Below are 24431 nucleotides of genomic sequence, written 5' to 3' on the forward strand. Positions count from 1 at the left end.
AGCATCCCCTTACGCCTGCTGTATTACCAACAGGCGGCAGTGATTAAAAGAACGGCGTTAAAGAGAGATACAGTACCGAAGGTGCCAACAGGCAGCCGAGTCCGGTATAAAACGTTGCTGTCATCGCGCCATAAGGTACAAGTTTTGGATCTGTTGCGGCCAATCCAGCTGCGACTCCGCTGGTCGATCCCATTAAGCCACCATAAACAATCGCTGCCGCTGGCGTGGTTAGCCCGGCTGCTTTTGCCACCAGTGGTGTCAGGATCATCACGGCAATCGATTTAATTACCCCTGCGGCAATACTTAGAGCGATGACATCGGAGGTGGCACCCAATGCAGCTCCGGTTACCGGGCCAACAATAAATGTGACCGCACCCGCACCGATAGTCGACATACTCACTGCATCGGTATAGCCGAATACCCAGGCTACAACTGCACCGAGATAAAAAGAGAGAACAGTGGAAATGATCAGCGCCAACAGACCGGCTAGTCCGGCTTTTTTCAGTTCTTCGAGCTTCACACCGAAAGCAGTAGAAATAATGGCAAAGTCACGAAACATACCTCCACCCATTAAGGCGATGCCGCTAAAAAGGCTGATATCAGCCAGGCCCTTTTTGCCTCCAGTTAATTCGCCACCAATCCATGCCAGTATTAATCCGGCAACAATAGCAATAGCAGAACTATGAATTTTGCCACGTAGTAAATGTGTGGAAATCCAACTTGCTGCCCAGCAAACAACGCCGACGACGACAAACGCGGTGATTAAGCCATTACTGGTAAAATTTCCGGATAGCGTTTTGAATATCTGTTCCATATTTTCGCCTTACTCGTTAGTCTACAACTTGCTGGTCAGAAGGCTTACTGCCTATTTTGCTCAGCGGTTTTATTAGCAGGAAACCAATAAATACCGCGCCGAGTCTGGCAATAACTGCCACCGGTCCACCCTTAAGTGCGGCAATAACATTCTGATTCGCAGACATGGCGACAACGATGGGGATATACATCGCACTCCAGAAACCCACTCCTTGTTCTGCTGGTTTTGACAGCAGTCCTTTTTCTATTAGTTTTTGTGATGACACGACCAGGAAAAGCATGGCAAAACCTATGCCACCAATATTGGCTGAGATCCCCAGTAAAGCGCCTAATAGATCGCCAACCATCAGACCGGCGAACATACACAATCCCATTAACATCAAACCGTAAATGATCATGATGTTTCTCTTTGCTTATCCATACTAAAAGCAAAACGTTAAAACGGTGTCATGATTGCCGTCTTTTAGTAACAATAAATAAACAATAGCTTTCAGCACAGTATGTTTTTATATTTTTGACATTCAACAGTACATACATATTTCAATACAGGTGTACGCTCTGGTTTCACCGTGTCCAAATTCCGTCCACAATTACACCTACAGGGATAGACTCCTGGCATATCAGCGGACCGAATTATTAGTTCGCTGATATGTAAGCATAGCAATAACATCACATAAGAATGTCGTTTAGTATTAAAACATCTTATTCTGCTGCGATTTCGAATAATACCACTCCAGGGTTTACTCGGTCGCCGGGATTTACATGAATAGCCTTTAACACTCCACTTTCTGGAGATGCCACCGGCATTTTCATTTTCATAGCTTCCAGTACCAACACCACCTGACCTTTTTCGATTTTATCTCCTGCAGCTGATTTAACTTCATCAACAACGCCAGGTACTTTTGATTTAACTTCAGACATATTAGTTTCCTTTAATATATTTAATTGAAAGATGTTTTTGATAATTTAATGACGTCTTGACGGGTAATTAATTGAACGTCATTTTCGCCTTTAGCCAACAGAGTAAGACTTCCGCTGAACCATTCTTTAATATTTATGGCGTATCCATTTGAGAGAAGAATTTCGCCATCAATACGTAACTGATAATGATGCTCTATATTTCGTAGCGTCTCTAAGCATTGCGCAATAGAACTCAATGATTCGGGCATAATCTGGATATCCAGATCCGAATGGTTATCCGTCCATTGCCATGGCGTTACCATCTCTAAAGCCACTGACCCCCAGACACCCATTCGTAATTCTTGCCAACCCCCACTCTCTCGCAACCTGTTAAATGCACGTGTCGCTGCTGTACGGTTGCTCAAAGGCAAACGAGCTGTTTGCTCGGGAGTTGAGTAGCGAACAATGGACCTGACTGGAACGTTTACCGCCAGACGCAGACGCAGACGTTGCCCTTGCCAACGCAACGGGAAACTAAAGCCAAGAGGAACTTCCTCCGTGGTGTGTGCGCCACGTCGTACGATACCGGGTAATGCCCCGCTGAGAAGAGTCGCCAGCGCCTGGTGACGAATGTCAGCGGGAAGCGAGCAAAACATCAGCTCAAACTGTTTTGCGATATCACTCAGTGCCGTTTGTGCTACCCAGCAAAGAGTATGGCGTTTGAGCGTGCTCATCGCGCCTTACTCCAGGCGGGGTCATTTTTCCCTTGTTGTTGTAACTCTCGCTGTGATGCCAGCAGAGCGTCAAATTGTGCTGTGGCATCGGGGCCGATAATATCGATAGGGACTGAACCAGACGCATCGTCCGGCAATATACCGGGGATGAGTTGGATATGAGTGGCTTCCGCCAGCGTTTGTAGTTTTGGCGAAACCCGACAAATCCTGCCCTTAATACGCATAATTGTTCGTGCTGTGCGTTCGACAATCTCCTGGTGGTGCGCTGTTGTCGCTACTACAACCATTTCATACTCGGGCGTGGTACGCCGCCGCTTCCAGGTTTGGATTATCCCTGCCGGGTTGCAGAGATGACCGCCTGTTCCGACGGGAAAACTGTCGCCTGTTGGTAATCCGCCCACGATAACTTCCCGCCAGTCATCACCTTGTCGGGTCGCTACCAGCGAAATATCCTCACGCAGTGGTATGCCGTCGAGAACAAGCCAGCCAAATTCCTGGCACCCGTATACATCATGCAGCGTATATCCCAGACTTTGGGCCAGTGGCACCAGAGCTTCATCTAACGGTGTACCCGCCGTTATCAACGTCAGATTTTTGGGCAGTCGGTCGATAAGATTCATTTTCTGCGCTTGTTCCAGTGTGGCGCGTAAGAATGATGATTCTCCTATCACCACATCCGGCATTTGGCGACATAGCGCGATCAGCAATGCATCACGGCATGAGTGCGATAAAAACGACCAGCGAAGATCAAACGCTTCCAGCGCCTGGCAGGTAAAAACATTGACCAGCGGAGCGTAGGTCACCAGCAACTGCTGCCCGGTTGTAACTCCACACCCTTGCAGGACGCGTTTACCTGCTTCTGTACGCAGCGGTAATTCGCACCATGTCACCCCCACAATGTTCTGAAAGGCACTACTGCCAGTGGTGAATGTCACCATTGCCAGATTAAGTGGCGTATGGATCTCCTCGATCACATGTGCCGCTGTCGGCCCTGCAATACCTTTGTCTGCCAGTGTCCGACGGGGCATCTCTGAAAAAGAAGGGATGCCCTGCTGAGCCTGCACCAGCCATTCCAGTGTTGAGATGGGATCGTTCATGGTGCGTTTCCCCTGTCAGGCTGGCTGATAATGTTCGGCAATGGCCTGATACTCGTGCCGCATTTGCGCCAGGATCGCACTGCGCGTTTGGCGTCCGCCACGCTGATTACCAGAGAGCCCTCGCCCTTGTGGCCCGGTTGCAATCGTACCTAAGGTCTGTTTGGCAGAGCGCACTTCGTGAACATGGCGAGCAACCGCTTCTTTCATTTGCTCAATACTGTTCAGCAGTTCTTCAACGCCACCCAGTTGCCAGAAAAACTCCGGCCCCGCAGCAAAAACAGGATTGCTTCGTGAAAGTTCACTAAGTCGCTCCACATCCTGACGTGTGATACGGGCAATACTGCTGAGGGGCATTACGTGGATCATGGTGCCAAATTCGGAGGTCAAACTGAGAATGTGGTCGGCCTGTAATCCATGGCAAAGGAACGCACCACTGATGGCACGACCAATCACCATCGCGATGATCGGATGCCCGGCATGACGTGCTTGCGCCAGGGCCAGCTGATAAGCGCCCGTGGCTTTGTTCATACCGATGATCTCTTCCAGTTTGCCAGGACCATTCCCCGGAGTGTCTACTATCAGTACCAGTGGGCGCTTTTCAGTAGCATCTTTCAGGCGATCCATCTCCATGGTTCGGTAAACGGCCAGAGCCATTTTGTAGCCTTCTTCAAGCCCAATGACTCCGGCATAAACCACCGGAAAACGTGGATTAAATGCCATAGCATCATTGGCGATCACCGTGCATATTTCGCCATTCAACTGCGCACTACCGACCACAGCTCCGGGGCCGTAATCTTCACAAGGAAGATTCAGGTCTGTCAGCGCGTTTTCCACAAAACTGCCTTCATCGACAATAAGATCTATTGCCAACCGGCCCTGGCCTAATAAGTTTTCCATTACGCTTCCTCCACACTCAAACGTTTGACATTGCTCAGGAACGTTTCCAAATCCATATCAACCAGCGATTGTGGCGTGGCATTCCCTGCTGCCAGCCAGACATCACGGGCATCGGTTGGCGCCAGATCACAGATGTGTTGCGTCAGTGCCATCTGTTTACGCACTTTCTCTTCACTGCCAATACGCCGCATAGCTTCAATATCTGCCCAGGCAAGGGAAGCGATCTGCGTTACCTGCTGGTGGAAGGCCGCTAATGTATCGGCAATCAAATAGTTACAATCACCGACGATATACTTATGTTTACCGCCGGTGGTACGGAAGACCAGGGCGCGGTCGGAAGCGTCGAATTCACTACGCCCCATCTCTTGTTCGATAACTTCAGGGCCGGTGAGGCCAAGGCGTCCTGACTCACTCATCACAATGATGTCAGTTGCAGCGGCGACAAATCCCATCCCACCAAAGCAGCCAATTTTGCTGCCAATCAGTGCCACAACAGGTACTCTGCTCCGCAGCGTTTGCAGTAAATCCATGCACTCGGCGTGCGCCAGCAAACCGGCGTTAGCCTCATGCAGTCGTACACCGCCCGTTTCAAAGGAAATTAAGACGACAGGACGATAAGCGGGATCAGTAGATTGCGTTGCCAGTTCATCGGCCAGCATTAACGCGCCGACCATTTTTGCGCCGCCTACTTCACCAACAGAACCGCCAATAAAACGCCCCTCCTGAGAGATAACAATTGCCGGATGTTGCCCGAGTAAACCAATTCCCGTCACGACACCGTCATCGAACTCCACGGCTTCACCGAGGATGGGTAAATGGGGGCTGGTCTGTTTAGCCGACGGACCAATCAGCTCGCGGAAAGTGCCTTTATCAACTAATGCCTCTGCGCGTTCACGCGCACTGGCTTCCAGAAAACGCATATCACTCATGTTGGTTTTCTCCTGGCAGAGCCTGTTGTAACGCTTGCTGCAGACGGAGTGCGACAACGGCAGGCGTGGCGTTGTTGTCATTGATGCTGACTTGCATATCTCCAAGTGGGCCATTGTCCAGGAAGCGTGTAAGTACAATTTCCCAGATGTGATCGAATCCGGTCACGGGCGTGCAAATACTGATATCGATACCGCCTGCCAGTGCTTTAGGTTCCAGTAAAACTTCCAGATCTCCTGAACCAACGATGCCGCAATGTACGGTTTGTGGTAGCGCAGCACGTTTACCGTTACCGCTAAAGTGGTGTGATATTTGATGTAAAGCCATGTCTTTTCCCCTTACCAGTTACGGAAACGAGCAGGCGGGTTATAGAGTCCGCCAGACCATTCGACTAAATCGCGGATACTTTTGGCTGCCAGCAGCTGGCGAGTGGCACGGCGGCGATCAATACCCAAATCTTCTGGTGTTTTAACGATACCGCTTTCACGCAATGCCTGGGTTTGTGCAGGATCGGCTGCCAGACCAATATCGGTATAACCTGCGACGGCACGAATAGCGGCCATCCGCTGTTCCAGTCCGTCACAACGATGGAGATAAGCGATACCTTCTTCGGTCAACACATGGGTGACGTCATCGGCGTAAACCATCACTGGCGGCAGATCGAGACCGGCTTTTTCGGCAAGCTGCCAGGCATCGAGTTTGTCAACAAAGGCAGGCTGGCGTTTCTCGCGGAAGGTTTCTTGCATCTGCACAACCAGACGCTTGCCACGTGGCATATCACCAATGAGTTGCTGTTGAGTGGCATTAAACTCCTCGCCACATTTCAGCCATGAACGGGTTGTGTGACGGCGACCTTTAGCATCACAGCCCATATTTGGTGCACCACCAAAACCGGAGACCCGGCTGGCTGTAGCTGTACTGCTGTTGCCATATTTATCCAGTTGCAGAGTGCCGCCGATAAACATATCCAGCGCATAGTGTCCGGCAGCCTGGGCGAAGGCGCGGTTAGAACGCAAAGTGCCATCCTGTCCGATGTAGAACACATCCGGGCGTTCAGCGACATATTTCTCCATTCCCAACTCGCCACCGAAACAATGCACAGACTGAATCCAGCCGCTTTCAATTGCCGGAATTAAGGTTGGATGCGGGTTGAGTACCATATGGGTACAGACTTTGCCCTTCAGACCCAGTTCTTCGCCGTAAGTTGGCAGCAGCAGCTCGATGGCGGCAGTGAAAAAACCGATCCCGTGGTTGATACGTTCAACGCCGTACTCGGCATAAATCCCTTTCAGGGCCATCATTGCCATTAACACATGGGTATCGGTGATCAACGCGGGATCGCGGGTGAATAACGGTTCAACATAGAAAGGGCGTGGTGCTTCAATCACGGCATTAACCCAGTCACCAGGGATATCGACGCGCGGTACTTTGTCGACAATTTTGTTGACCTGAGCAATGACGATCCCCTGACGGAAGTGAGTTGCCTCGGCGATGACTGGCGTATCTTCCGTGTTAAAACCGGTATACAAATTACCGTCTTTATCTGCCTCAAACGCAGTGATGAACGACACGCGAGGAGTGAGATCAACAAAATAGCGGCTGAACAGTTCCAGATAGGTATGAATCGCGCCGAGCTTAATTTTGCCCTGTTGAATGAGCTTAGCCAGACGACCATCTTGTGGTCCGGCATAGGCAAAATCGAGCTTTTCTGCGATACCTTTTTCAAACAGATCAAGGTGTGTCGAAAGGGGTACAGAGGACTGCACCATATGCAGACCGGAGATTTTTTTGGGATCAACTTTGCACAAGCATTCCGCTAAAAAATCCGCCTGTTTCTGGTTATTCCCTTCAATATTTACCCGGTCACCGCTACGCAGGATCGCTTCCATTACGGCAACGGTATCGCTGGCGGCGATAATTTTACCCTCACGAAGATACGGCTTTATTAGCTGCAACCGCTGCTCCGTATCGTCTTTGAGTTGATGCCAGTTGTGCTCTTTTAGCATGTCATAACTCCCTTATTTCAGCAGGAATAACGTGGAGATAAAGATCCCCGTGGCGATAGCCGAGACGATCAACCCGCTGACACCCGCTCCCATCGCGAGGGGAAGAATGACGGCATAGGGGTTTTCGTGGCTTACTTCTTTCTGCGCGATTTTGGCTGTGGTTGGCAGGCAAGAGACGCCAGCAATACCAATGGCAGGGTTATAGCGACCTTTGGAGATAAACCAGATAAACCAGCCGCCAAGTAGCGCGCCGACTGCAGATATAGCAAGGGCGCCAATACCGAGGATCAGGATGATGCCTACTTTAGGATCGAGAATGGTCTGTGCTTCACATAGCGTACCGAGCAGCAGCCCAAGAAACAGTGTCGCGGTATAGGTCATTGTCGATTCCAGCAGTTTCTGGAACGGCTCGATCTCAGCTTCTTTAATCGCAATACCGAGGAAGAAAGAGAGGATCAGCGGCGCGGCAACAGGTAATAGCAGGCATAACAACAAGCAGGCACAGATGGTAAAGATGAACTTTGCCTTTTTTGAAACCGTCGGATAGTCGATATCCACTTCCATGCCACGATACTTTTTCGGCACCATCAGACGCACCAGATACGGATAGCCAGCGTAGGTCAAACTCAGGTAGAGGTAGGCAATAATGGCAATTGGTACAAAAAGATTTGGCGCGAGGATCAGCGAGGCAAACAGCACCATGGGGCCATCTGCACCGCCAATGGTGGCAATTGACGCCGCTTCATTGGCGGGTAAGCCAAAGACCTCGATCCCGAGTAACAGTGCGGCAAATGTTCCTGCTTCGGCGAACAGAGCAACAATGATGCTTGCCCAGGGGCGTAGCAGAATGAAGCTGATATCACTCATGGCACCAATGCCAAAGAAAACGATACAGGCAATGAGGCCGTTACTGAATGTAAAGTTATAAACCGGTTGCAGAAAGTTTATCTGCATCAGATTAACCAGCTCCGTGGGATCACTCACCATCGGATCAAGGATTAAAGTGCCAGTTTGCCCGCCAGCAAGAAACAGAACACCAGCATTAACAGCGATCATGCCTAATCCCATTGGCACCATAATTAAAGGTTCAAGTTTCCGGCGAAATCCCATCCATGCCAGAATGAATCCAAGAATTATTAATAATAAACGAGCAATTGCTATTTTAGGATCTTCAACAAAAAATGTGCCGATCCCCGAAAAAAGCTTAACGAAAATATCCATAGAATGAATCCCTGGTGTTGCTAGAAAGGCGATTTGTTTATTAGTCGTCGGTAATATTTAACTTATTCATTAGCTTATTTACCCCAACAATAATGCCCACCACCGCAAAAGAGATTAGAATGGTTAAGCCGTAGGTAAATAATGTATAGAGATAAATACTCATATATTTTCCTGTATTAAGTGTTTATCACCCTGGCATAGAAAATACATAGCCAAAGTTAGCGCCAGTAAATCGGCACAACCGCCGGGGCTTATCCAGTTATCCACACACCATTGGTTAAAGTCAGTCAGTTTCTTGCCGATATCCGGTTGTAACATGCCGCCCTGATCAACAAGTCGTTGCGCCCTGGACTGCATTTCTCTCAGTGCCTTTTGTCCACCACGTGACAAAACAGTGGTATCTTCACAACAAGCCATCAACGCCAGCAGAGTATGAATAAGCGACTCGCGCCAACTCAGTTGATGCGCTAATGCCTGATGTAAAGCCGGAAGAGCAATGTTGCATACCAGAGGAAAACCGTGTTCTGCCTCACCACGAATTCCGGTAATGCCAAACTCAGAATAGAGTTTTTCGCCTTGCGTTTTAGCTGCCCGTTGATTGAGTTGAGCAAAATCATTGCGACAGAGATTTTGGCAAAGCGTGCTGATGTTCTGACTTAAGGCGCAATAAGTCAGAGGCTGCTTTTGGGCAGAAAGCCAACCAGCGACAGCGGCAAGAAGAGCAGAAGAAAATAAAATGCCACGCTGGGTATTAATTTGCTGCGTAGCGTTAAGCAATTTATTTTCATACTGAATACCAATTTTCCTGATAACGGGAAATAATTCTGTTAATTCACCGATATGGTTTTCGCCTGCTATAGCACAAAGGGTAAAACAGGGGGCAATGGTAGATGAACTGGTAATAAATAACCAAATATCCATATCAGTATGCGCACCCTGAGAAAGGGGAGTGACCAGTCCTGGTTTAGGCCAGGCGCAAACCTCCATTAATATGGCTTTTAACAGGCACTCACCGATCCATTGTGCATTACTGTCAGTGGAATACATGGCTATTTCCTTTGCTTGTGTATACTAAAAAATTAATAACACGAGCAAAAAGTAGCATTGAAGAAATCACAGAACAATTACGCTCCGGGTAACGTAATTACCCTAAGCGTAATCAACAAGGCTAAAGTCACGAATTCAGGCGAGATAGATCACATTTCGTTATTAGAAAAAAACGAAAATGCGGCATGGGAAAACCACTGATCTTTTGCCTGACGTAAAACAGCAGGTACATCATTAGCCTGCAAACTATCAGCGACAGACGTAAAACGTCTCTCTATAATGGCGAAAAATAGCCCACCTCTGGCGCAGGATGCGTGAAAATGTTTCGTAATGGATTGTTGTATATACTGTTGTTTGCAGTTGTTATCGCATTGGGTGTTCACTTTTTCTGGCCTGTCCCGAACGAAAAAAGCGTTTTTCTGCCGCTCGAAAAACCCGTCTCACATTCTCCGGTTGTGCAACCGTCAAAGGTGATTCACCCCGGCGACCAGCTATTTATCCGCATTTTTAAAGCGGAAGATAAGCTGGAACTGTGGGCAAGCGCCAATAACAAGCCTTACGAACTCTACAAAACCTGAACTATATGCGCGTGGTCTGGTGGCTTAGGGCCAAAGCACAAACAGGGGGATGGTAAAAGCCCGGAAGGTTTTTATGCCACCAACAAAGGGTTACTTAACCCAAACAGCCGCTATCATCTGGCATTTAATATTGGCTATCCGAATGCTTACGATCGGGCAAACGGCTATACCGGTGATTTCATAATGGTTCACGGGAATTGTGTTTCGGCGGGCTGCTATGCCATGACCGATGCTGGTATTGAAGAGATTTATCAACGGGTGGCTCAGGCGCTAAAGAGCGGGCAGAAGAGCGTGCCGGTGCATATCTTCCCGTTTGCGATGAACGACGAAAATATGCGCCAGGCGCAGGCATGGCCGGAATATAATTTCTGGCTTATGTTGAAGCCCGGCTATGATTACTTCGAAAAAAATCGCCGATTGCCAATCATTTCTGTTGAAAACCGGCGTTATAAAATTACCCCAGTAACTCTTCCTTAACATCCATCGCCAGCTCAAACGAATGCAGGCGCGCCTGGTGATCGAAAATCTGCCCGTTAACCATAATCTCATCCGCGTCGGTTTCGCGCAGGATCGACTGCAAGCCATGGCGCACTTTCGCTTTATCACCCACCAGCGACATACTTAGCGCCTGCTGCACGCCATACTGCTCAGACGGTGACCAGAACTGATCCATATTTTGAATCGGTGGCGGCAGTTGCCCGGTTTCACCGCGGCGCAGCTTCACAAAGGCTTGCTGCATCGAGGTAAACAGGAATTCGGCGTCGCGGTTGCTGTCGGCGGCGATAATATTGATGCACACCATCGCGTACGGTTTCTCCAGCCGCGCCGACGGTTTGAAGTTACTGCGATAAAGATGCAGCGCCTGGAACAGCATAGCCGGCGCGAAGTGTGAGGCAAACGCGAACGGCAGACCAAGCTGCGCCGCCAGTTGTGCACTGTAAAGGCTGGAGCCTAATAACCACACGGGGATTTTCTCGCCATAGCCCGGTACAGGGCGCACATGCGGATTGGGATCACGGGCGTCAAACCAGTCCACCAGTTCAGCGACATCGCGGGGGAAATTATCAATATCGCCGCTCATATGGCGGCGCAGTGCCATCATTGTCCGTTGGTCACTACCTGGCGCACGACCCAGCCCTAAATCAATTCGCCCCGGATAGAGCGTATTGAGCGTACCGAACTGTTCGGCAATCACTAACGGTGAGTGGTTTGGTAACATCACGCCGCCGGACCCCAGATGCAGCGTGGTGGTATTTGCCGCCAGATAGCCAATCAATACTGATGTTGCAGCACTGGCAATGCCGGTCATATTGTGGTGTTCCGCCAGCCAGTAGCGATGATAGCCGCGCTTTTCAGCCAGACGGGCGAGGTCGAGAGAGTGGGAGAACGCTTCTCGCGCTGAAGAACCTTCGGGGATGGGGGCCAGATCGAGTAGCGAAAACGCAGTGGTTTTATCAGTCATAACAGCTCACTTTGTTACCGATTAATCTTTAATACTGCATTAAAGGGTAGTTAAAGTTGTTAACAAAGTGAGCTATTTGCTTAGGCTTGCAGTTCCAGCCCAGCCAGCCGTCTCCAGTAGCCGTTACAGTCGCTGTTTGCCGTCAACGGGAGTGGTGCAACGCCATTTTCATTAGCGCGGAAGGCGTCGAGCATCGCGAAAGTGTCAGTACCCTGCGGTGACAGGCGGACCACATCAACCAGCCCCTGCATGGATGCCAGCTCGTTACCGAGGTTGTACACGTAGCCGCTCATGGTCTGAATGCCATTGAGCACAAACACTTGTTGGTTTTCCTGCGACAGCACGTTGCGCCCGTTCGGATACTTAATGCAGCAGGTTTCACACTCATCTTTCGGGCGGTCTTCCGAACGCGCGGTAAAGCAGCGGGCGGAGTAGGCCAGCGGCAGATGACCGTAGCTCAAGACTTCCACTTCAAACTGGTTGCGAATGCCCAGCTCATCGCACTGATTAAGCAGATTCACCAGCCAGTCGCGGGAAAGCTCCACCGGCATACACCAGCGCATCATGCCCTGTTTAAGCAATATTTTCAGCGTCACCGCGTTGTAGCAGTTCAGCGCGTGCCCGGCGACGAACGGCAGTTTGCGTTCAGCGCACATATTCACCACGCCGAGATCGCTGGCTTCAATCAGAAACTCACCGTTCTCAACATAGCGTTTCAGTTCGCCCAGTTCGGAGGATGCCTGCACCAGCGCCAGCGTGGAGAGCACAATCTGCTTGCCACTTCCGGCGAGCGATTTTGCCATCTCCAGCCAGTCGCCAACTTTGGTTGCCCGGCGTTTGCTACAGACCGCTTCACCGAGATAAATCACGTCGGCGCTGCTGGCGGCGGCCTGCTGATAAAAATCTTCCAGCGTCTCTTTTGGCCAGTACCACAGCACCGGCCCTAAGGAATATTTCATTACTTTTCTCACTGCCATTTACGGTGATACGCGCCAAGAGTGGTTTGCGTGCCTTCGGACATCGACCCGAGCGTCTCCATCCACGCGCTTTGCGGCACGAAGTTTTGCGGATCGGCCTTACAACGGTCGATAGCCTGACGCCAGACTTTCGCTACCTGGCTGACATACGCAGGGCTACGCTGGCGGCCTTCAATTTTCACCGAAGCGATATTCGCTGCCATTAACTCCGGCAGTAGCTCAAGGGTATTGAGACTGGTTGGTTCTTCCAGCGCATGATAGCGCTCGCCGTCCACCAGATAACGCCCTTTACACAGCGTCGGATAACCTGCGTTTTCGCCGTCCTGATAACGGTCGATCAGCACTTCGTTCAGGCGGGATTCCAGCCCCTGCGGCGTTTGTTGCCAGCGCACGAAACGGGCCGGAGAACATGCCCCCACGGTGTTGGGCGACTCACCCGTCAGATACGACGACAGATAGCAACGACCTTCCGACATAATGCATAGGCTGCCGAAAGCAAAGACTTCCAGTGGTACAGGTGTGACCCGTGCCAGCTGTTTCACCTGATGAATCGACAACACGCGCGGCAGCACCACGCGGGCAACGTCAAAATGGCGATGATAAAAGTTAATCGCCTCTTCATTGGTCGCCGAAGCCTGCACTGATACGTGGCGTTCAATATGCGGGTATCGCTCGGCGGCGTATTCCAGCATGGCGAGGTCGGCGAGGATCAGCGCGTCGGCACCCAGCTGCGCCGCCATATCCACGGCGCGCTGCCAGCGGGCGTAACCGTCCGGATGCGCAAAAGTGTTAATCGCGATGTGAAGTTTGCGGCGATGTTGATGGACAAAACTCACCGCTTCCTGCAATTTTTTCTCGGTAAAGTTAAGGCCGGCGAAGTGACGGGCATTGGTATCATCTTTTAGCCCGATATAAACAGCATCTGCGCCGTTTTCGATGGCCGCCTTAAGCGCCGGGAGATTTCCGGCAGGGCAGAGCAGCTCCATAATTTTTCCTGAAGGGTGCGCTATCAAAGCGCAAAAATGTTAACGAACTGGGATTTTAGTTAACCTTGCTGCGACAATTTTTGATTTAAGGCAGTTAAAGTTGTATTGGTGGTAGCAGCAATTTCATATGGAATTGTTGATTTATACCGCTATGTTATTTTTCTGATATGGCAAAATAGGATGATTGTTGAAACAGGGAGTAAAACTCGTGTTGGATAAACTGCGTTCCCGTATTGTGCATTTGGGGCCATCTCTGTTGAGTGTACCGGTAAAACTGACGCCATTTGCGCTAAAACGCCAGGTTCTTGAGCAGGTCTTAAGCTGGCAATTCCGTCAGGCGCTGGATGATGGCGAGCTGGAGTTTCTTGAAGGCCGCTGGTTAAGTATTCATGTGCGTGATATTGACCTGCAATGGTTTACCTCGGTGGTGAATGGCAAACTGGTCGTTAGCCAGAACGCGCAAGCTGATGTGAGTTTTAGTGCCGACGCCAGCGATCTGCTGATGATTGCGGCGCGTAAACAGGATCCGGATACGCTCTTCTTCCAGCGTCGGCTGGTGATTGAAGGCGATACGGAGCTGGGGCTGTATGTGAAAAACCTGATGGACGCCATTGAACTGGAGCAAATGCCGAAAGCCTTACGTATGATGCTGCTGCAACTGGCGGATTTTGTTGAGGCGGGAATGAAAACCGCGCCTGAAACCAAACAGACATCGGTAGGTGAACCATGCTAATTCGAGTAGAAATTCCCATTGATGCGCCGGGTATTGATGCCCTGCTGCGTCGTTCATTCGAAAGTGATGCGGAAGCGAAGCTGGTTCACGATCTGCGTGAAGATGGCTTTCTGACGCTGGGGCTGGTGGCGACAGATGACGAAGGTCAGGTCATTGGCTACGTGGCATTCAGTCCGGTAGATGTGCAAGGCGAAGACCTGCAATGGGTCGGCATGGCTCCGCTGGCGGTAGATGAAAAATACCGTGGACAGGGGCTGGCACGCCAACTGGTTTATGAAGGACTCGATTCGCTTAATGAGTTCGGCTATGCCGCAGTGGTGACGCTGGGCGATCCGGCGCTGTACAGTCGTTTCGGCTTTGAACTGGCGGCACATCACGATCTGCGTTGCCGCTGGCCGGGCACTGAAAGCGCCTTCCAGGTACATCGTTTAGCGGATGATGCGCTGAATGGCGTAACCGGTTTGGTTGAGTATCACGAACACTTCAATCGCTTTTAATCTCCGGGGTTTGCAGGCTGCTTATCAGCTCTGCAAACCCTGAGCCTTCCGCTACCAGACGTTCTTTTTGCCGTTTGGTCAGTTGTTTAACGCGATATTCCGCCCGTAGTGCCAGCGAACGGTCGCCCACTGGCGCGGAAAATGCCAGCGTCAGTTCACCTTTCCCACGCAGTGCTTTTGCGCCTTTGCCGCTTTGATGTTGCTGATAGCGGCGTTCGACATCCGTGGTGATCCCGGTATAAAGCTTATTGTCGGCGGTACGGATCAAGTAAAGAAACCAGGGTGTCATCGTCTGCGTCGCATGTTAAGGTCAGGCCCACAGTATAAAAGAGAACAGCAATGGAAACACTCACCGCCATCAGCCGTTGGCTGGCAAAACAACATGTTGTCACCTTGTGTGTGCAGCAGGAAGGGGAACTGTGGTGCGCCAATGCCTTTTATCTTTTTGATGCGCAGAAAGTTGCCTTCTACATTTTGACGGAGGAAAAAACGCGTCACGCGCAGATGAGTGGGCCGCAGGCGGCAGTTGCCGGAACGGTAAACGGTCAGCCGAAAACGGTAGCATTAATTCGCGGCGTGCAGTTTAAAGGTGAGATCCGCAGACTGGAAGGTGAGGAAAGCGACCTCGCACGCAAGGCGTATAATCGCCGCTTTCCGGTTGCCAGAATGCTGTCGGCCCCGGTGTGGGAAATCCGGCTCGATGAAATCAAATTCACTGACAACACGCTGGGCTTTGGTAAAAAAATGATTTGGCTACGTAGCTCAGGCACCGAGCAGGCGTAACGCCTCGCGGTTAAACGCGGGCAAATCGTCCGGTGTCCGACTGGTAACCAGCTGATCTTTATCGACCACGACTTCCTGATCGTAAAATTCCGCACCCGCGTTTTTAACATCAATCACAATCGGTTTAACCGCGGTCAGTTTGCGTCCCCGAATCACATCGGCGCTGATCAGCAGCTGCGGGCCGTGGCAAATGGCAAACACCGGTTTGCCGCTATTCACAAAATCACGGGTAAAGGTGACAAAACGGTTGTCGCCACGCAGATAATCTGGTGAATGACCGCCTGGTAGCAGCAGGGCATCAAATTCTGCTGGCGTCACTTCATCGATGGATTTATCGATAGTCACGCTGGCTTCTCCTTTTTTGCCTTTCACCGTTTTACCCGCTTGTTTTTCAATGGTAATCACTTCGTGTCCGGCTTTACGGAACTCGTCTGCGGGTGAAGTAAATTCTGAATCCTCAAATTCATCAGTGATTAAAACGGCAATCTTCTTACTCATGTTTCCTCCGCGTTGTTGCATTGGATGAGGCGAATTTCTCACGATCGGGGATAATTACCTCGTAGACTATTAAGCCTGGTGCATGAGCCGGGGAGCGCAAGGCAGACAATTCTGTAAAGGAGCGAAGATGAGTCAGGTACTGATTACAGGCGCAACGGGGCTGGTGGGTGGTCACCTGCTGCGGATGTTGATTAATGAACCGAAAGTTAACGCCATAGCCGCGCCGACGCGACGCCCGTTGGGCGATATGCCTGGGGTGTTTAATCCCCATGACCCGCAACTGACCGACGCACTGGCGCAGGTCACCGATCCCATCGACATTGTGTTTTGTTGTCTCGGCACCACGCGGCGGGAAGCGGGGAGCAAAGAGGCGTTTATTCATGCCGATTACACGCTGGTGGTGGACACCGCATTAACCGGGAGGCGACTGGGTGCTCAGCATATGCTGGTAGTCAGTGCTATGGGTGCCAACCCCCACTCGCCGTTTTTCTATAACCGCGTCAAAGGGGAGATGGAAGAAGCATTAATCGCCCAGAACTGGCCGAAATTGACCATTGCCCGTCCGTCGATGTTGCTGGGCGATCGCAGCAAGCAGCGGATGAACGAAACGCTTTTTGCGCCGCTATTCCGTTTACTGCCTGGAAACTGGAAATCCATTGATGCGCGAGACGTGGCGCGGGTCATGCTGACAGAAGCGATGCGGCCTGAGCATGAAGGCGTGACTATTTTAAGCTCTTCAGAATTACGCAAAAGAGCTGAATAATTATTCCCAAGAATTGATAGTGAGCGTAATATTCACGCGCTTAATTATCATAACTTATTCCTGGGGAATGCTATGACTGGTCAGTCTTCATCTCAGGCGGCAACGCCCATTCAGTGGTGGAAACCCGCGCTTTTCTTTCTCGTTGTCATTGCCGGACTTTGGTATGTGAAATGGCAACCTTACTACGGTAAAGCCTTTACTGCCGCCGAAACTCACAGTATCGGTAAATCTATCCTTGCGCAGGCGGATGCTAATCCGTGGCAAGCTGCGTGGGACTACGCGATGGTCTATTTCCTCGCGGTATGGAAAGCGGCGGTGCTGGGGGTGATCCTCGGGTCGTTGATTCAGGTGCTGATCCCTCGTGACTGGCTGCTACGCACGCTGGGGCAATCGCGCTTTCGCGGGACGCTGCTGGGGACGCTGTTTTCGCTGCCGGGTATGATGTGTACCTGCTGTGCGGCACCGGTCGCGGCGGGGATGCGTCGCCAACAGGTATCGATGGGGGGCGCGCTGGCATTCTGGATGGGGAATCCGTTGTTAAACCCGGCGACGCTGGTATTCATGGGATTTGTCCTTGGCTGGGGCTTTGCCGCGATTCGTCTGGTGGCGGGGCTGGTGATGGTGTTGTTGATTGCGACACTGGTGCAAAAATGGGTACGTGAGACACCGCAAACGCAGGCGCCAGTCGAAATTGACATGCCGGAAGTGCAGGGCGGATTCTTTAGCCGCTGGGGTAGGGCGCTATGGACGCTTTTCTGGAGTACGATCCCGGTATATATCCTTGCCGTACTGGCGTTGGGTGCCGCTCGCGTCTGGTTATTCCCCCATGCCGATGGTGCTGTCGATAACAGCCTGATGTGGGTGGTGGCGATGGCGGTAGCGGGATGCTTGTTTGTCATTCCCACGGCAGCAGAAATTCCGATTGTACAAACGATGATGCTGACAGGTATGGGAACCGCTCCGGCGCTGGCATTGTTAATGACGCTTCCTGCTGTAAGTTTGCCGTCGCTGATAATGTTGCGTAAAGCGTTCCCGGCGAAAGCCTTATGGCTGACGGGTGCGATGGTGGCGGTGTCTGGTGTGATTGTCGGTAGTCTGGCGCTGTTGTTCTAAATATAGCGGATGCGGCGCGAGCGGGCGCCTTATCCGGCCCACGGTTGTGTCGTTGTAGACCTGATGCGACAAACGTCGCATCAGGCAAAGGCAAACTGCACAAAACTTACCGCCTTCTCCCCCCCAGCAAACTCCCCAACATCCCACGCACAATCTGATTCGTCACCTGGCGGGCGGCGCTTTTCGCCATTGTTTGTACCACGCCGTCGCGTTTACCGCCGCGCGGCCCGGTGCTGCCAAACAAAATATCCTTCAATCCACCAAGAATGCCGTCATCCACCGCGACCTCTTTCCCTTTCGTGGGGGGATTATTTTGCTGCTCGGTACTGGCCTGCACACCTTTTTGCAGCATCTCATAGGCGGACTCGCGGTCCACCTCATCTTCATATTTGCCATACACCGGGGAGTGATTAATCAGGCCATTACGCTCATCTTCCGTCACTGGCCCCATTCGTGAACAGGGGGCAATCACCATCGCCCGTTCGACCACTGAAGGACTTCCTTTCGCATCGAGAAACGAGATTAACGCCTCGCCGGTCCCCAGTTCCTGAATCGCCTTTTCGGTATCAAACGCCGGATTGGCCCGCATGGTTTGCGCCGCAGCTTTTACCGCTTTCTGATCTTTGGGCGTAAAAGCCCGCAAAGCATGTTGAACGCGATTACCTAGCTGGCCGAGCACATTATCCGGGATATCCGACGGGTTTTGCGAAACGAACCAGACGCCCACGCCTTTTGAGCGAATAAGCCTTATCACCTGCTCAATCTTATCCAGCAGTACCTGTGGCGCATCGTTAAACAGCAGATGTGCTTCGTCGAAGAAAAACACCAGTTTTGGTTTCTCCAGATCGCCCGCTTCCGGCAATTGTTCATACAACTCTGAAAGCATCCACAGCAGGCTGGCTGCATACAGTTTCGGCATCTGATAAAGCTTTTCGGCGCTGAGGATATTAATAACGCCTTTACCGTTGGCATCGGTGCGCATCCAGTCTTTGATATCCAACATCGGCTCGCCAAAAAAGTGTGCTGCGCCTTGTTGTTCCAGCGACAACAGCCCGCGCTGGATGGCACCAACCGATGCGCTACTGATATTACCGTACTGATTCTGGAAGGATTTGGCGTTATCGCCGATGTACTGGGTAATCGCCCGCAAATCTTTAAAGTCGAGCAGTAACAGCCCCTGATCATCAGCAATGCGGAAGATGATATCCAGCACGCCAGATTGCACATCGTTGAGATTCAACAGTCGCGCCAGCAACAGCGGCCCCAGGTCTGAAAGCGTCGCCCGCACCGGATGGCCTTTCTCACCAAAGATATCCCACACCACCACCGGATTAGCATGTGGTTGCCAGTCATTGACGCCGATATTTTTAAGCCTTGCGAGCAGTTTTTCCGAAGATGTACCTTCCTCCGCTACTCCCGTTAAATCACCTTTCACATCGGCCATAAACACCGGAACACCGATTTCCGACAATGACTCTGCCAGTTTTTGCAGCGTAACGGTTTTACCCGTCCCCGTTGCGCCAGTAATCAGCCCGTGACGGTTAGCCATTCCCGGCAGTAAAAACAGTTCTGTGTCCGGCGTACGGGCAATTAACAGGGGTTCGCTCATGAGATATCCTCCAGTTTCCTGCCTGGAGTATAGGCAACGGCTGCGCACTCTTCACCGCTAAATTCAGCAGATTGCGAGACGCCTTCCAAAGAGATTTAAAAGCCGGGCGACAGGCACCCGGCAAAGGGATCAGAAGTCGGCTTTCAGGACCACTCGGTAGCGCGCTTTACCATCGCGTACATGCTGAATGGCGTCGTTAATTTTCGACATTGGGAACAGTTCGGTGGTCGGCGCAACCTTGCTGCGGGCGGCAAAGCGCATCAGCTTACGCAACTCATAAGGCGTGCCGGTAGCAGAGCCAGAGACACTACGATCGCCCGCAATCAGCGTAAAGGCCGGAACCGGCAACGGCGTGAGAACCGCACCGACGGTGTGGAAATTACCGCCATACGTCAGCGCCTCAAAATAGGGCTGCCAGTCGAGGCTGACGTTCACGGTATTGATAATGAGATCGAACTGTCCCGCCAGTGCTTTCAGAGCCTGCGGATCGCGGCTATTCACCACTTTATCGGCACCCATCGCCAGCACTTCCTGCTCTTTCGCCGGATTAGAACTAAAGGCTGTCACCTCGCATCCCATTGCGTGCAGAAGTTTTATAGCGATATGCCCCAGCCCGCCACTACCAATTACCCCAACGCGGCTGGTGGCAGTGATATGGTGCATCAACAGTGGTTTAAAGACCGTGATACCGCCGCACAACAGCGGCCCGGCAGATTCGATATCAATATTTTCCGGCAGTGGGATTACCCATTGCCAGTCCGCACGCAACTTCTCAGCAAAGCCGCCGCGATTCATAATCGTCGGCACCGCGCCTTGCTCACAGTTGATCTGATTACCGCTAATACAGGCGTCGCAGTGACCACAGCTACGCGCCGTCCAGCCAATCCCGACACGCTGACCGACCTGCAAACCTTTATCCTGCGCGGCGATCCCGAGCGCCACCACGCGACCAATCACCTCATGCCCGGCAACCAGCGGATATTGTGAAAATCCCCATTCGTTGTCGATCATCGACAGATCGGAATGGCAGATCCCGCAGTAATCCACCTGCACTTCGACATCTTGTGGCTTCAGTTCACCGGGATCGTACTCATAAACTTCCAGTTCGCCGCCAGCCTCTTTTGCGGCATAGCTTTTTATCATCGACATATTTTTGTCCTTCTCTGGTGTTGTCTGGGAAGTGTAGAGCATGGCAGGGCGGGGTGCCTGGAGTGTGACAAAGGTTACACATCGCGGTATGTAATGCTGAAATTTTCAGCACTTAGCGAGGTGGGAGCAAGCTGGCGCTTGCATGGTGGCGCGTGACAGGTATAATCCACAACGTTTTCCGCATACCTCTTCAGTGCCGAAGTGGCGAAATCGGTAGACGCAGTTGATTCAAAATCAACCGTAGAAATACGTGCCGGTTCGAGTCCGGCCTTCGGCACCATCGGAACATCAATAGACGTCAACGGACGTCTTTTTTTGTGCCTAAAATCCAGTATCCGCAAGGCCTTGCCCCGCTTTTCAGTCAACCGACGTCAATCTGAGTTACCCCACATCAACATGCTTGTGAGTATAGAACCGAGTATATATGCTGGTTCGATAATGCTTATATACTCACGGCAGCACATGGAAGGAGAACTTTTATGGCTCTGACAGATATCAAAGTGCGTTCTGCAAAACCGCAGGAAAAGGAGTACACCCTTGTCGATGGGGATGGCATGTTTTTGCTTATTCACCCTAACGGCTCAAAATACTGGCGGTTTCGCTTTCGCTTTGGTGGCAAGCAACACCTGATGGCGTTTGGGGTTTACCCTGAAATATCCCTCGCTGATGCTCGTCAAAAGAGGGAAGAGGCCAGAAGGCTTGTTGCTGCTGGAATCGATCCTCGCGAACACAAACGGGCCGTGAAAGAAGAACTGGCGAAAGAAGATATTACCTTTGAGTCAGTTGCCAGAGAGTGGCATGCCGCTAATAAAAAATGGTCAGAAGAACATAGCCGAAGGGTGTTAAAGAGCCTGGAAGATAATTTGTTCCCAGCAATTGGGAAGCGGAGTATTGATAGTTTTAGCACGCGCGATCTCCTTGTTCCTATCAAAGGAGTTGAGGCTACAGGGCGTTTTGAAGTGGCTTCGCGTCTTCAGCAGCGTACCAATGCGATTATGCGTTATGCAGTGCAAAGCGGTTTGATCGATTACAATCCTGCTCAGGAGATGGCTGGGGCAGTTGCTTCCAGTAACCGTGTTCATCGTCCTGCACTTGAGCTGAAACGCTTACCTGAACTACTCCGCAGAATTGATAGTTACACGGGACGCCCTTTAACTCGTCTGGCTGTTGAACTCACCTTGTTAATCTTTATTCGTTCAAGTGAACTGCGTTTTGCGCGTTGGTCTGAAATAGATTTTGAAACGGCAATGTGGACAATACCGGCTGAACGAGAAGCTATTGAAGGAGTGAAGCATTCGGAACGTGGCTCGAAAATGCGTACTCCTCATTTAGTGCCACTTTCTCGTCAGGCACTGGCAATCCTTAAACAGGTTCACAAGCTTAGTGGCGAGCGCGATTTTGTTTTCGTTGGAGATCACAATCCTTGTAAACCGATGAGTGAGAATACAGTGAACAAGGCGCTGCGCGTGATGGGATATGACACTAAGATTGAGGTTTGCGGTCATGGCTTCAGGACCATGGCATGTAGCTCGTTGATTGAATCTGGATTGTGGTCGAGAGATGCAGTTGAACGGCAGATGAGCCATATGGAGCGTAACTCTGTGCGGGCGGCTTATATTCATAAGGCGGAACATTTGGATGAGAGACGATTGATGTTGCAATGGTGGGCGGATTATCTAGATGTGAATCGGGAGAAGGGGATTAGCCCGTTTGACTATGCGAAGATTAATCGGGGTAATATTTAGTGTGTATGTTTAATTAAGGTACAACTAATCAACCAGCTCAACTAGCCTCACTTTGGAGGCTGGTTGATAGATTTGGATTTGACCCGCCGTCTTTGGAAGTGTTTTGTATCATTGGTAACGCTGTACGAATAGGGAAAGATACTATGTTGAAATCGCTCGTAATGATTGTGTCGAAGGGCCTATAGATATCGTGGGTTAGCTTTTATAGAATAGGCGAATTCTTACTTTAGAGAACATGAAGTTATGAGCGCAATCACATTACGTAAAGCGTTGGGTGTACTTGCGAAGTCATCTTCGTTTTCCGTCACCACCGTAACACACCGTCAGAAGGATGAGTTCGATCAGTTAAAGGAACAACTCTTTGTTAAACAAGAGATTGAAACTGAATTGCAACGCTATCTGGATGTTGCTAGACCCGGTGAAATCATTTTTTTGTGTGGTAGTAGCGGGGACGGAAAGTCCGAAATTTTAACCCGCTGTCAGTCAGATCCGCGTTATCAGCGGCGATTTATTTTCCATCTGGATGCCACTCATAGTTTTGCCCCTCGACAATCAGCTATTGATGCTTTGAATGAGTTATTTGCTAATCATCATCAGCAGTCATCTCCATTGCTCATTGGCATCAACACCGGAATGCTTGCCAACTTTGCCCGAGAAGGTGCTGAATGCCATAAGGTGATCCGGTCTGCAATTGACTCATTTTTATCAGGGCAGCAGGATGCAAGCCGTCCTTATCGTAACGAGAATTGTTCTTTTTTTGATTTTGAACACTATCCTAAATTCCAGTTTAACGAAAATAAAAACTATTCATCATTTATTAAAGCCTTATTAGATAACTTAACTCGAGACGATGATAACAATTTATTTCAGTTTATCTTTCGGCGCGATGAGTTAATTAATCCAGATCTAAAAGAGGTCGCAAACTTTAAATTGCTTTGCATGCCTGGCGTGCAGAATGTATTAATTACGCAGCTCTTTAAAGCGCGGTTGATTAAAGACCAGTTTGTCACGACCCGAACGCTGCTGGACTTTCTGCATCATCTGTTGATGGGGCCTGGCTACTTATTTGATAATCTCTTTATCGGTGCAGAAAATGATCTGATTAAAAAAGTTTCCGATTTTGATCCCGCCAGATTGCACACCTATGAACTTGATCAGTTTGTTTTGCGCTATGAACTGGGACTGGTTGACGCTGATCTCGATGATTTTTTAGCCGCACTTGAGCCGTTGCACATTAAGTTTGATCGCCAGAGCGTTAAGCCCGGTGACGCAACCTCCTTGATCCGGCTTTTCTGGCTGTTGCAGCACGAGTCGTTGGGTAATGATTATCATCGGAGATTTTCCGCGTTCTTTAACGAATCGTTGTTTGAACGTTACTCAGAAATCTGGCATTTGCATAGAAATTACACAGCAGATCCGGAGCAAAAAAGATCACTGAATCGCTTCTATGCTTTTGAGCTTATCGCGGGTATCCAGCGCTATGCTAACCGCAAAGCACCTGAATTAAGTATGCAAAAAGAAGAGTTCTTTTTGGGTGAGTTTGGTGGGGTAAAAATAACCGCACCGGTAGAGGTGAAGCCTGATTGGGATGCTATCCGTAATAAACATACGGCTCATCCAACTGGCTTCGATGTCTATTTAAAGGTGGGGCGAAATCCACTGCCGCATATCCATATCGGGCTTAATTTGTTCGAATTACTGGACAAGTTGAATAATGGCTATCGTCCGAATAAATACGATAAAAATGCCATCGTGTTACTGGATGAAATTGTTGAGTTGATCGCGGAGCAGGCTAAATCCAGCAGCGAAATCAAATTTTATGATGGCAGACAACGGGTTTATCGTGCAAAGGCGGATGACGATATGATCACTATTAGCGGTATGGAGAGTTAGCAG

General features: G+C 50.5%; 25 protein-coding genes, 1 tRNA gene and 1 pseudogene. 9 read left to right on the plus strand and 18 right to left on the minus strand.

Annotation, left to right across the window (positions count from 1 at the left end; all coding sequences use genetic code 11):
- Positions 1-43 precede the first annotated feature (43 nt).
- From madM to citG, 11 genes are all read right to left on the minus strand, one after another.
- Positions 44-814, minus strand: a complete 771-nt coding sequence (gene madM / locus K0335_RS04955) for a malonate transporter subunit MadM (protein ID WP_000434942.1) — start codon at positions 812-814, stop codon at positions 44-46.
- 16 nt (positions 815-830) lie between these two features.
- Complete coding sequence (madL, locus tag K0335_RS04960; RefSeq protein WP_219393750.1) at positions 831-1211, minus strand: malonate transporter subunit MadL; 381 nt, start codon at positions 1209-1211, stop codon at positions 831-833.
- A 304-nt stretch (positions 1212-1515) separates the two neighbouring features.
- Positions 1516-1734, minus strand: coding sequence for a biotin/lipoyl-containing protein (locus tag K0335_RS04965; protein WP_000005647.1), 219 nt, complete (start codon positions 1732-1734; stop codon positions 1516-1518).
- Positions 1735-1754: 20 nt separating this feature from the next.
- Positions 1755-2447, minus strand: coding sequence for a malonate decarboxylase holo-[acyl-carrier-protein] synthase (gene mdcG, locus K0335_RS04970; protein ID WP_219393751.1), 693 nt, complete (start codon positions 2445-2447; stop codon positions 1755-1757).
- The gene (locus K0335_RS04975) at positions 2444-3544 is read right to left on the minus strand and encodes a hypothetical protein (RefSeq protein ID WP_000999547.1); all 1101 of its coding nucleotides are present in this window, start codon (positions 3542-3544) and stop codon (positions 2444-2446) included. The genes mdcG and K0335_RS04975 overlap by 4 nt, the downstream gene beginning before the upstream one ends.
- 15 nt (positions 3545-3559) lie before the next feature.
- Complete coding sequence (gene mdcE / locus K0335_RS04980) at positions 3560-4441, minus strand: biotin-independent malonate decarboxylase subunit gamma (protein WP_000429349.1); 882 nt, start codon at positions 4439-4441, stop codon at positions 3560-3562.
- Entirely contained in the window at positions 4441-5370 is a 930-nt protein-coding gene (locus K0335_RS04985; protein WP_001282175.1) for a biotin-independent malonate decarboxylase subunit beta, read from the minus strand. Before K0335_RS04985 ends, mdcE begins: the two co-directional genes overlap by 1 nt.
- Positions 5363-5695, minus strand: coding sequence for a malonate decarboxylase acyl carrier protein (gene mdcC, locus K0335_RS04990; RefSeq protein WP_001173717.1), 333 nt, complete (start codon positions 5693-5695; stop codon positions 5363-5365). The genes K0335_RS04985 and mdcC overlap by 8 nt, the downstream gene beginning before the upstream one ends.
- A gap of 11 nt (positions 5696-5706) precedes the next feature.
- The gene (gene mdcA, locus K0335_RS04995) at positions 5707-7374 is read right to left on the minus strand and encodes a malonate decarboxylase subunit alpha (protein ID WP_000910504.1); all 1668 of its coding nucleotides are present in this window, start codon (positions 7372-7374) and stop codon (positions 5707-5709) included.
- 12 nt (positions 7375-7386) lie between these two features.
- Positions 7387-8595: a Na+-transporting malonate decarboxylase, carboxybiotin decarboxylase subunit gene (gene madB, locus K0335_RS05000; protein ID WP_000350963.1), complete on the minus strand. Its 1209-nt coding sequence runs from the start codon at positions 8593-8595 to the stop codon at positions 7387-7389.
- 159 nt (positions 8596-8754) lie between these two features.
- Positions 8755-9642, minus strand: a complete 888-nt coding sequence (gene citG, locus K0335_RS05005) for a triphosphoribosyl-dephospho-CoA synthase CitG (RefSeq protein WP_000287496.1) — start codon at positions 9640-9642, stop codon at positions 8755-8757.
- A 320-nt stretch (positions 9643-9962) separates the two neighbouring features.
- On the opposite strand from citG, the pseudogene K0335_RS05010 reads away from it, so the two are divergent.
- Positions 9963-10697, plus strand: a pseudogene (locus K0335_RS05010) (murein L,D-transpeptidase family protein).
- Here K0335_RS05010 and K0335_RS05015 read toward each other — a convergent pair.
- The 3 genes from K0335_RS05015 to K0335_RS05025 all read right to left on the minus strand — a co-directional run bounded on the left by K0335_RS05015 (position 10675) and on the right by K0335_RS05025 (position 13645).
- Complete coding sequence (locus K0335_RS05015; RefSeq protein WP_000130480.1) at positions 10675-11682, minus strand: LLM class flavin-dependent oxidoreductase; 1008 nt, start codon at positions 11680-11682, stop codon at positions 10675-10677. The pseudogene K0335_RS05010 and the gene K0335_RS05015 overlap by 23 nt on opposite strands.
- A gap of 80 nt (positions 11683-11762) precedes the next feature.
- Positions 11763-12641, minus strand: a complete 879-nt coding sequence (locus K0335_RS05020) for a U32 family peptidase (RefSeq protein WP_002432687.1) — start codon at positions 12639-12641, stop codon at positions 11763-11765.
- 8 nt (positions 12642-12649) lie between these two features.
- A complete protein-coding gene (locus K0335_RS05025) occupies positions 12650-13645 on the minus strand; it encodes a peptidase U32 family protein (protein ID WP_000421305.1) in 996 nt (331 codons plus the stop codon).
- Positions 13646-13853: 208 nt separating this feature from the next.
- On the opposite strand from K0335_RS05025, the gene K0335_RS05030 reads away from it, so the two are divergent.
- The gene (locus tag K0335_RS05030; RefSeq protein ID WP_001295552.1) at positions 13854-14378 is read left to right on the plus strand and encodes an SCP2 domain-containing protein; all 525 of its coding nucleotides are present in this window, start codon (positions 13854-13856) and stop codon (positions 14376-14378) included.
- Positions 14372-14875: a GNAT family N-acetyltransferase gene (locus tag K0335_RS05035; protein ID WP_000908554.1), complete on the plus strand. Its 504-nt coding sequence runs from the start codon at positions 14372-14374 to the stop codon at positions 14873-14875. The genes K0335_RS05030 and K0335_RS05035 overlap by 7 nt, the downstream gene beginning before the upstream one ends.
- On the opposite strand, the gene yhbQ is transcribed toward K0335_RS05035, so the two are convergent.
- A complete protein-coding gene (gene yhbQ, locus K0335_RS05040) occupies positions 14862-15164 on the minus strand; it encodes a DNA damage response exodeoxyribonuclease YhbQ (RefSeq protein WP_000189323.1) in 303 nt (100 codons plus the stop codon). The genes K0335_RS05035 and yhbQ overlap by 14 nt on opposite strands.
- 50 nt (positions 15165-15214) lie before the next feature.
- Here yhbQ and K0335_RS05045 point away from each other — a divergent pair, with 50 nt between their 5' ends.
- The gene (locus K0335_RS05045; RefSeq protein WP_000449444.1) at positions 15215-15658 is read left to right on the plus strand and encodes a YhbP family protein; all 444 of its coding nucleotides are present in this window, start codon (positions 15215-15217) and stop codon (positions 15656-15658) included.
- Here K0335_RS05045 and yhbO read toward each other — a convergent pair.
- Positions 15638-16156 carry a protein/nucleic acid deglycase gene (yhbO, locus tag K0335_RS05050; RefSeq protein ID WP_000037614.1) on the minus strand — a complete coding sequence of 173 codons (519 nt, stop codon included), beginning with the start codon at positions 16154-16156 and terminating at the stop codon, positions 15638-15640. The two genes, K0335_RS05045 and yhbO, sit on opposite strands and share 21 nt — an antisense overlap.
- Before the next feature lie 127 nt (positions 16157-16283).
- Between yhbO and K0335_RS05055 the strand changes: the two genes are divergently transcribed.
- Positions 16284-16919: an NAD(P)H-binding protein gene (locus K0335_RS05055; RefSeq protein ID WP_002431333.1), complete on the plus strand. Its 636-nt coding sequence runs from the start codon at positions 16284-16286 to the stop codon at positions 16917-16919.
- 72 nt (positions 16920-16991) lie between these two features.
- A complete protein-coding gene (locus tag K0335_RS05060; protein WP_000147641.1) occupies positions 16992-18032 on the plus strand; it encodes a permease in 1041 nt (346 codons plus the stop codon).
- Positions 18033-18138: 106 nt separating this feature from the next.
- Here the strand turns inward: K0335_RS05060 and K0335_RS05065 are convergent, their stop codons facing one another.
- Both K0335_RS05065 and ahr read right to left on the minus strand, forming a co-directional pair.
- A complete protein-coding gene (locus K0335_RS05065; RefSeq protein WP_015953757.1) occupies positions 18139-19641 on the minus strand; it encodes a helicase HerA-like C-terminal domain-containing protein in 1503 nt (500 codons plus the stop codon).
- Between the two features lie 129 nt (positions 19642-19770).
- Positions 19771-20790 (minus strand): NADPH-dependent aldehyde reductase Ahr, encoded by a 1020-nt coding sequence (gene ahr / locus K0335_RS05070; protein WP_104920074.1) that lies wholly within the window; start codon positions 20788-20790, stop codon positions 19771-19773.
- A 195-nt stretch (positions 20791-20985) separates the two neighbouring features.
- Between ahr and K0335_RS05075 the strand changes: the two genes are divergently transcribed.
- The 3 genes from K0335_RS05075 to dptF all read left to right on the plus strand — a co-directional run bounded on the left by K0335_RS05075 (position 20986) and on the right by dptF (position 24428).
- Positions 20986-21070, plus strand: a tRNA-Leu gene (locus K0335_RS05075).
- Between the two features lie 199 nt (positions 21071-21269).
- Entirely contained in the window at positions 21270-22535 is a 1266-nt protein-coding gene (locus tag K0335_RS05080) for an integrase arm-type DNA-binding domain-containing protein (protein ID WP_104920075.1), read from the plus strand.
- A 243-nt stretch (positions 22536-22778) separates the two neighbouring features.
- On the plus strand, positions 22779-24428 hold the full coding sequence (gene dptF / locus K0335_RS05085) for a DNA phosphorothioation-dependent restriction protein DptF (protein WP_001274545.1): 1650 nt from the start codon (positions 22779-22781) through the stop codon (positions 24426-24428).
- Positions 24429-24431 lie beyond the last annotated feature (3 nt).

Origin of the sequence: Escherichia sp. GZ89 (assembly GCF_019366485.1) — a bacterium.
Lineage (GTDB): Bacteria > Pseudomonadota > Gammaproteobacteria > Enterobacterales > Enterobacteriaceae > Escherichia > Escherichia fergusonii.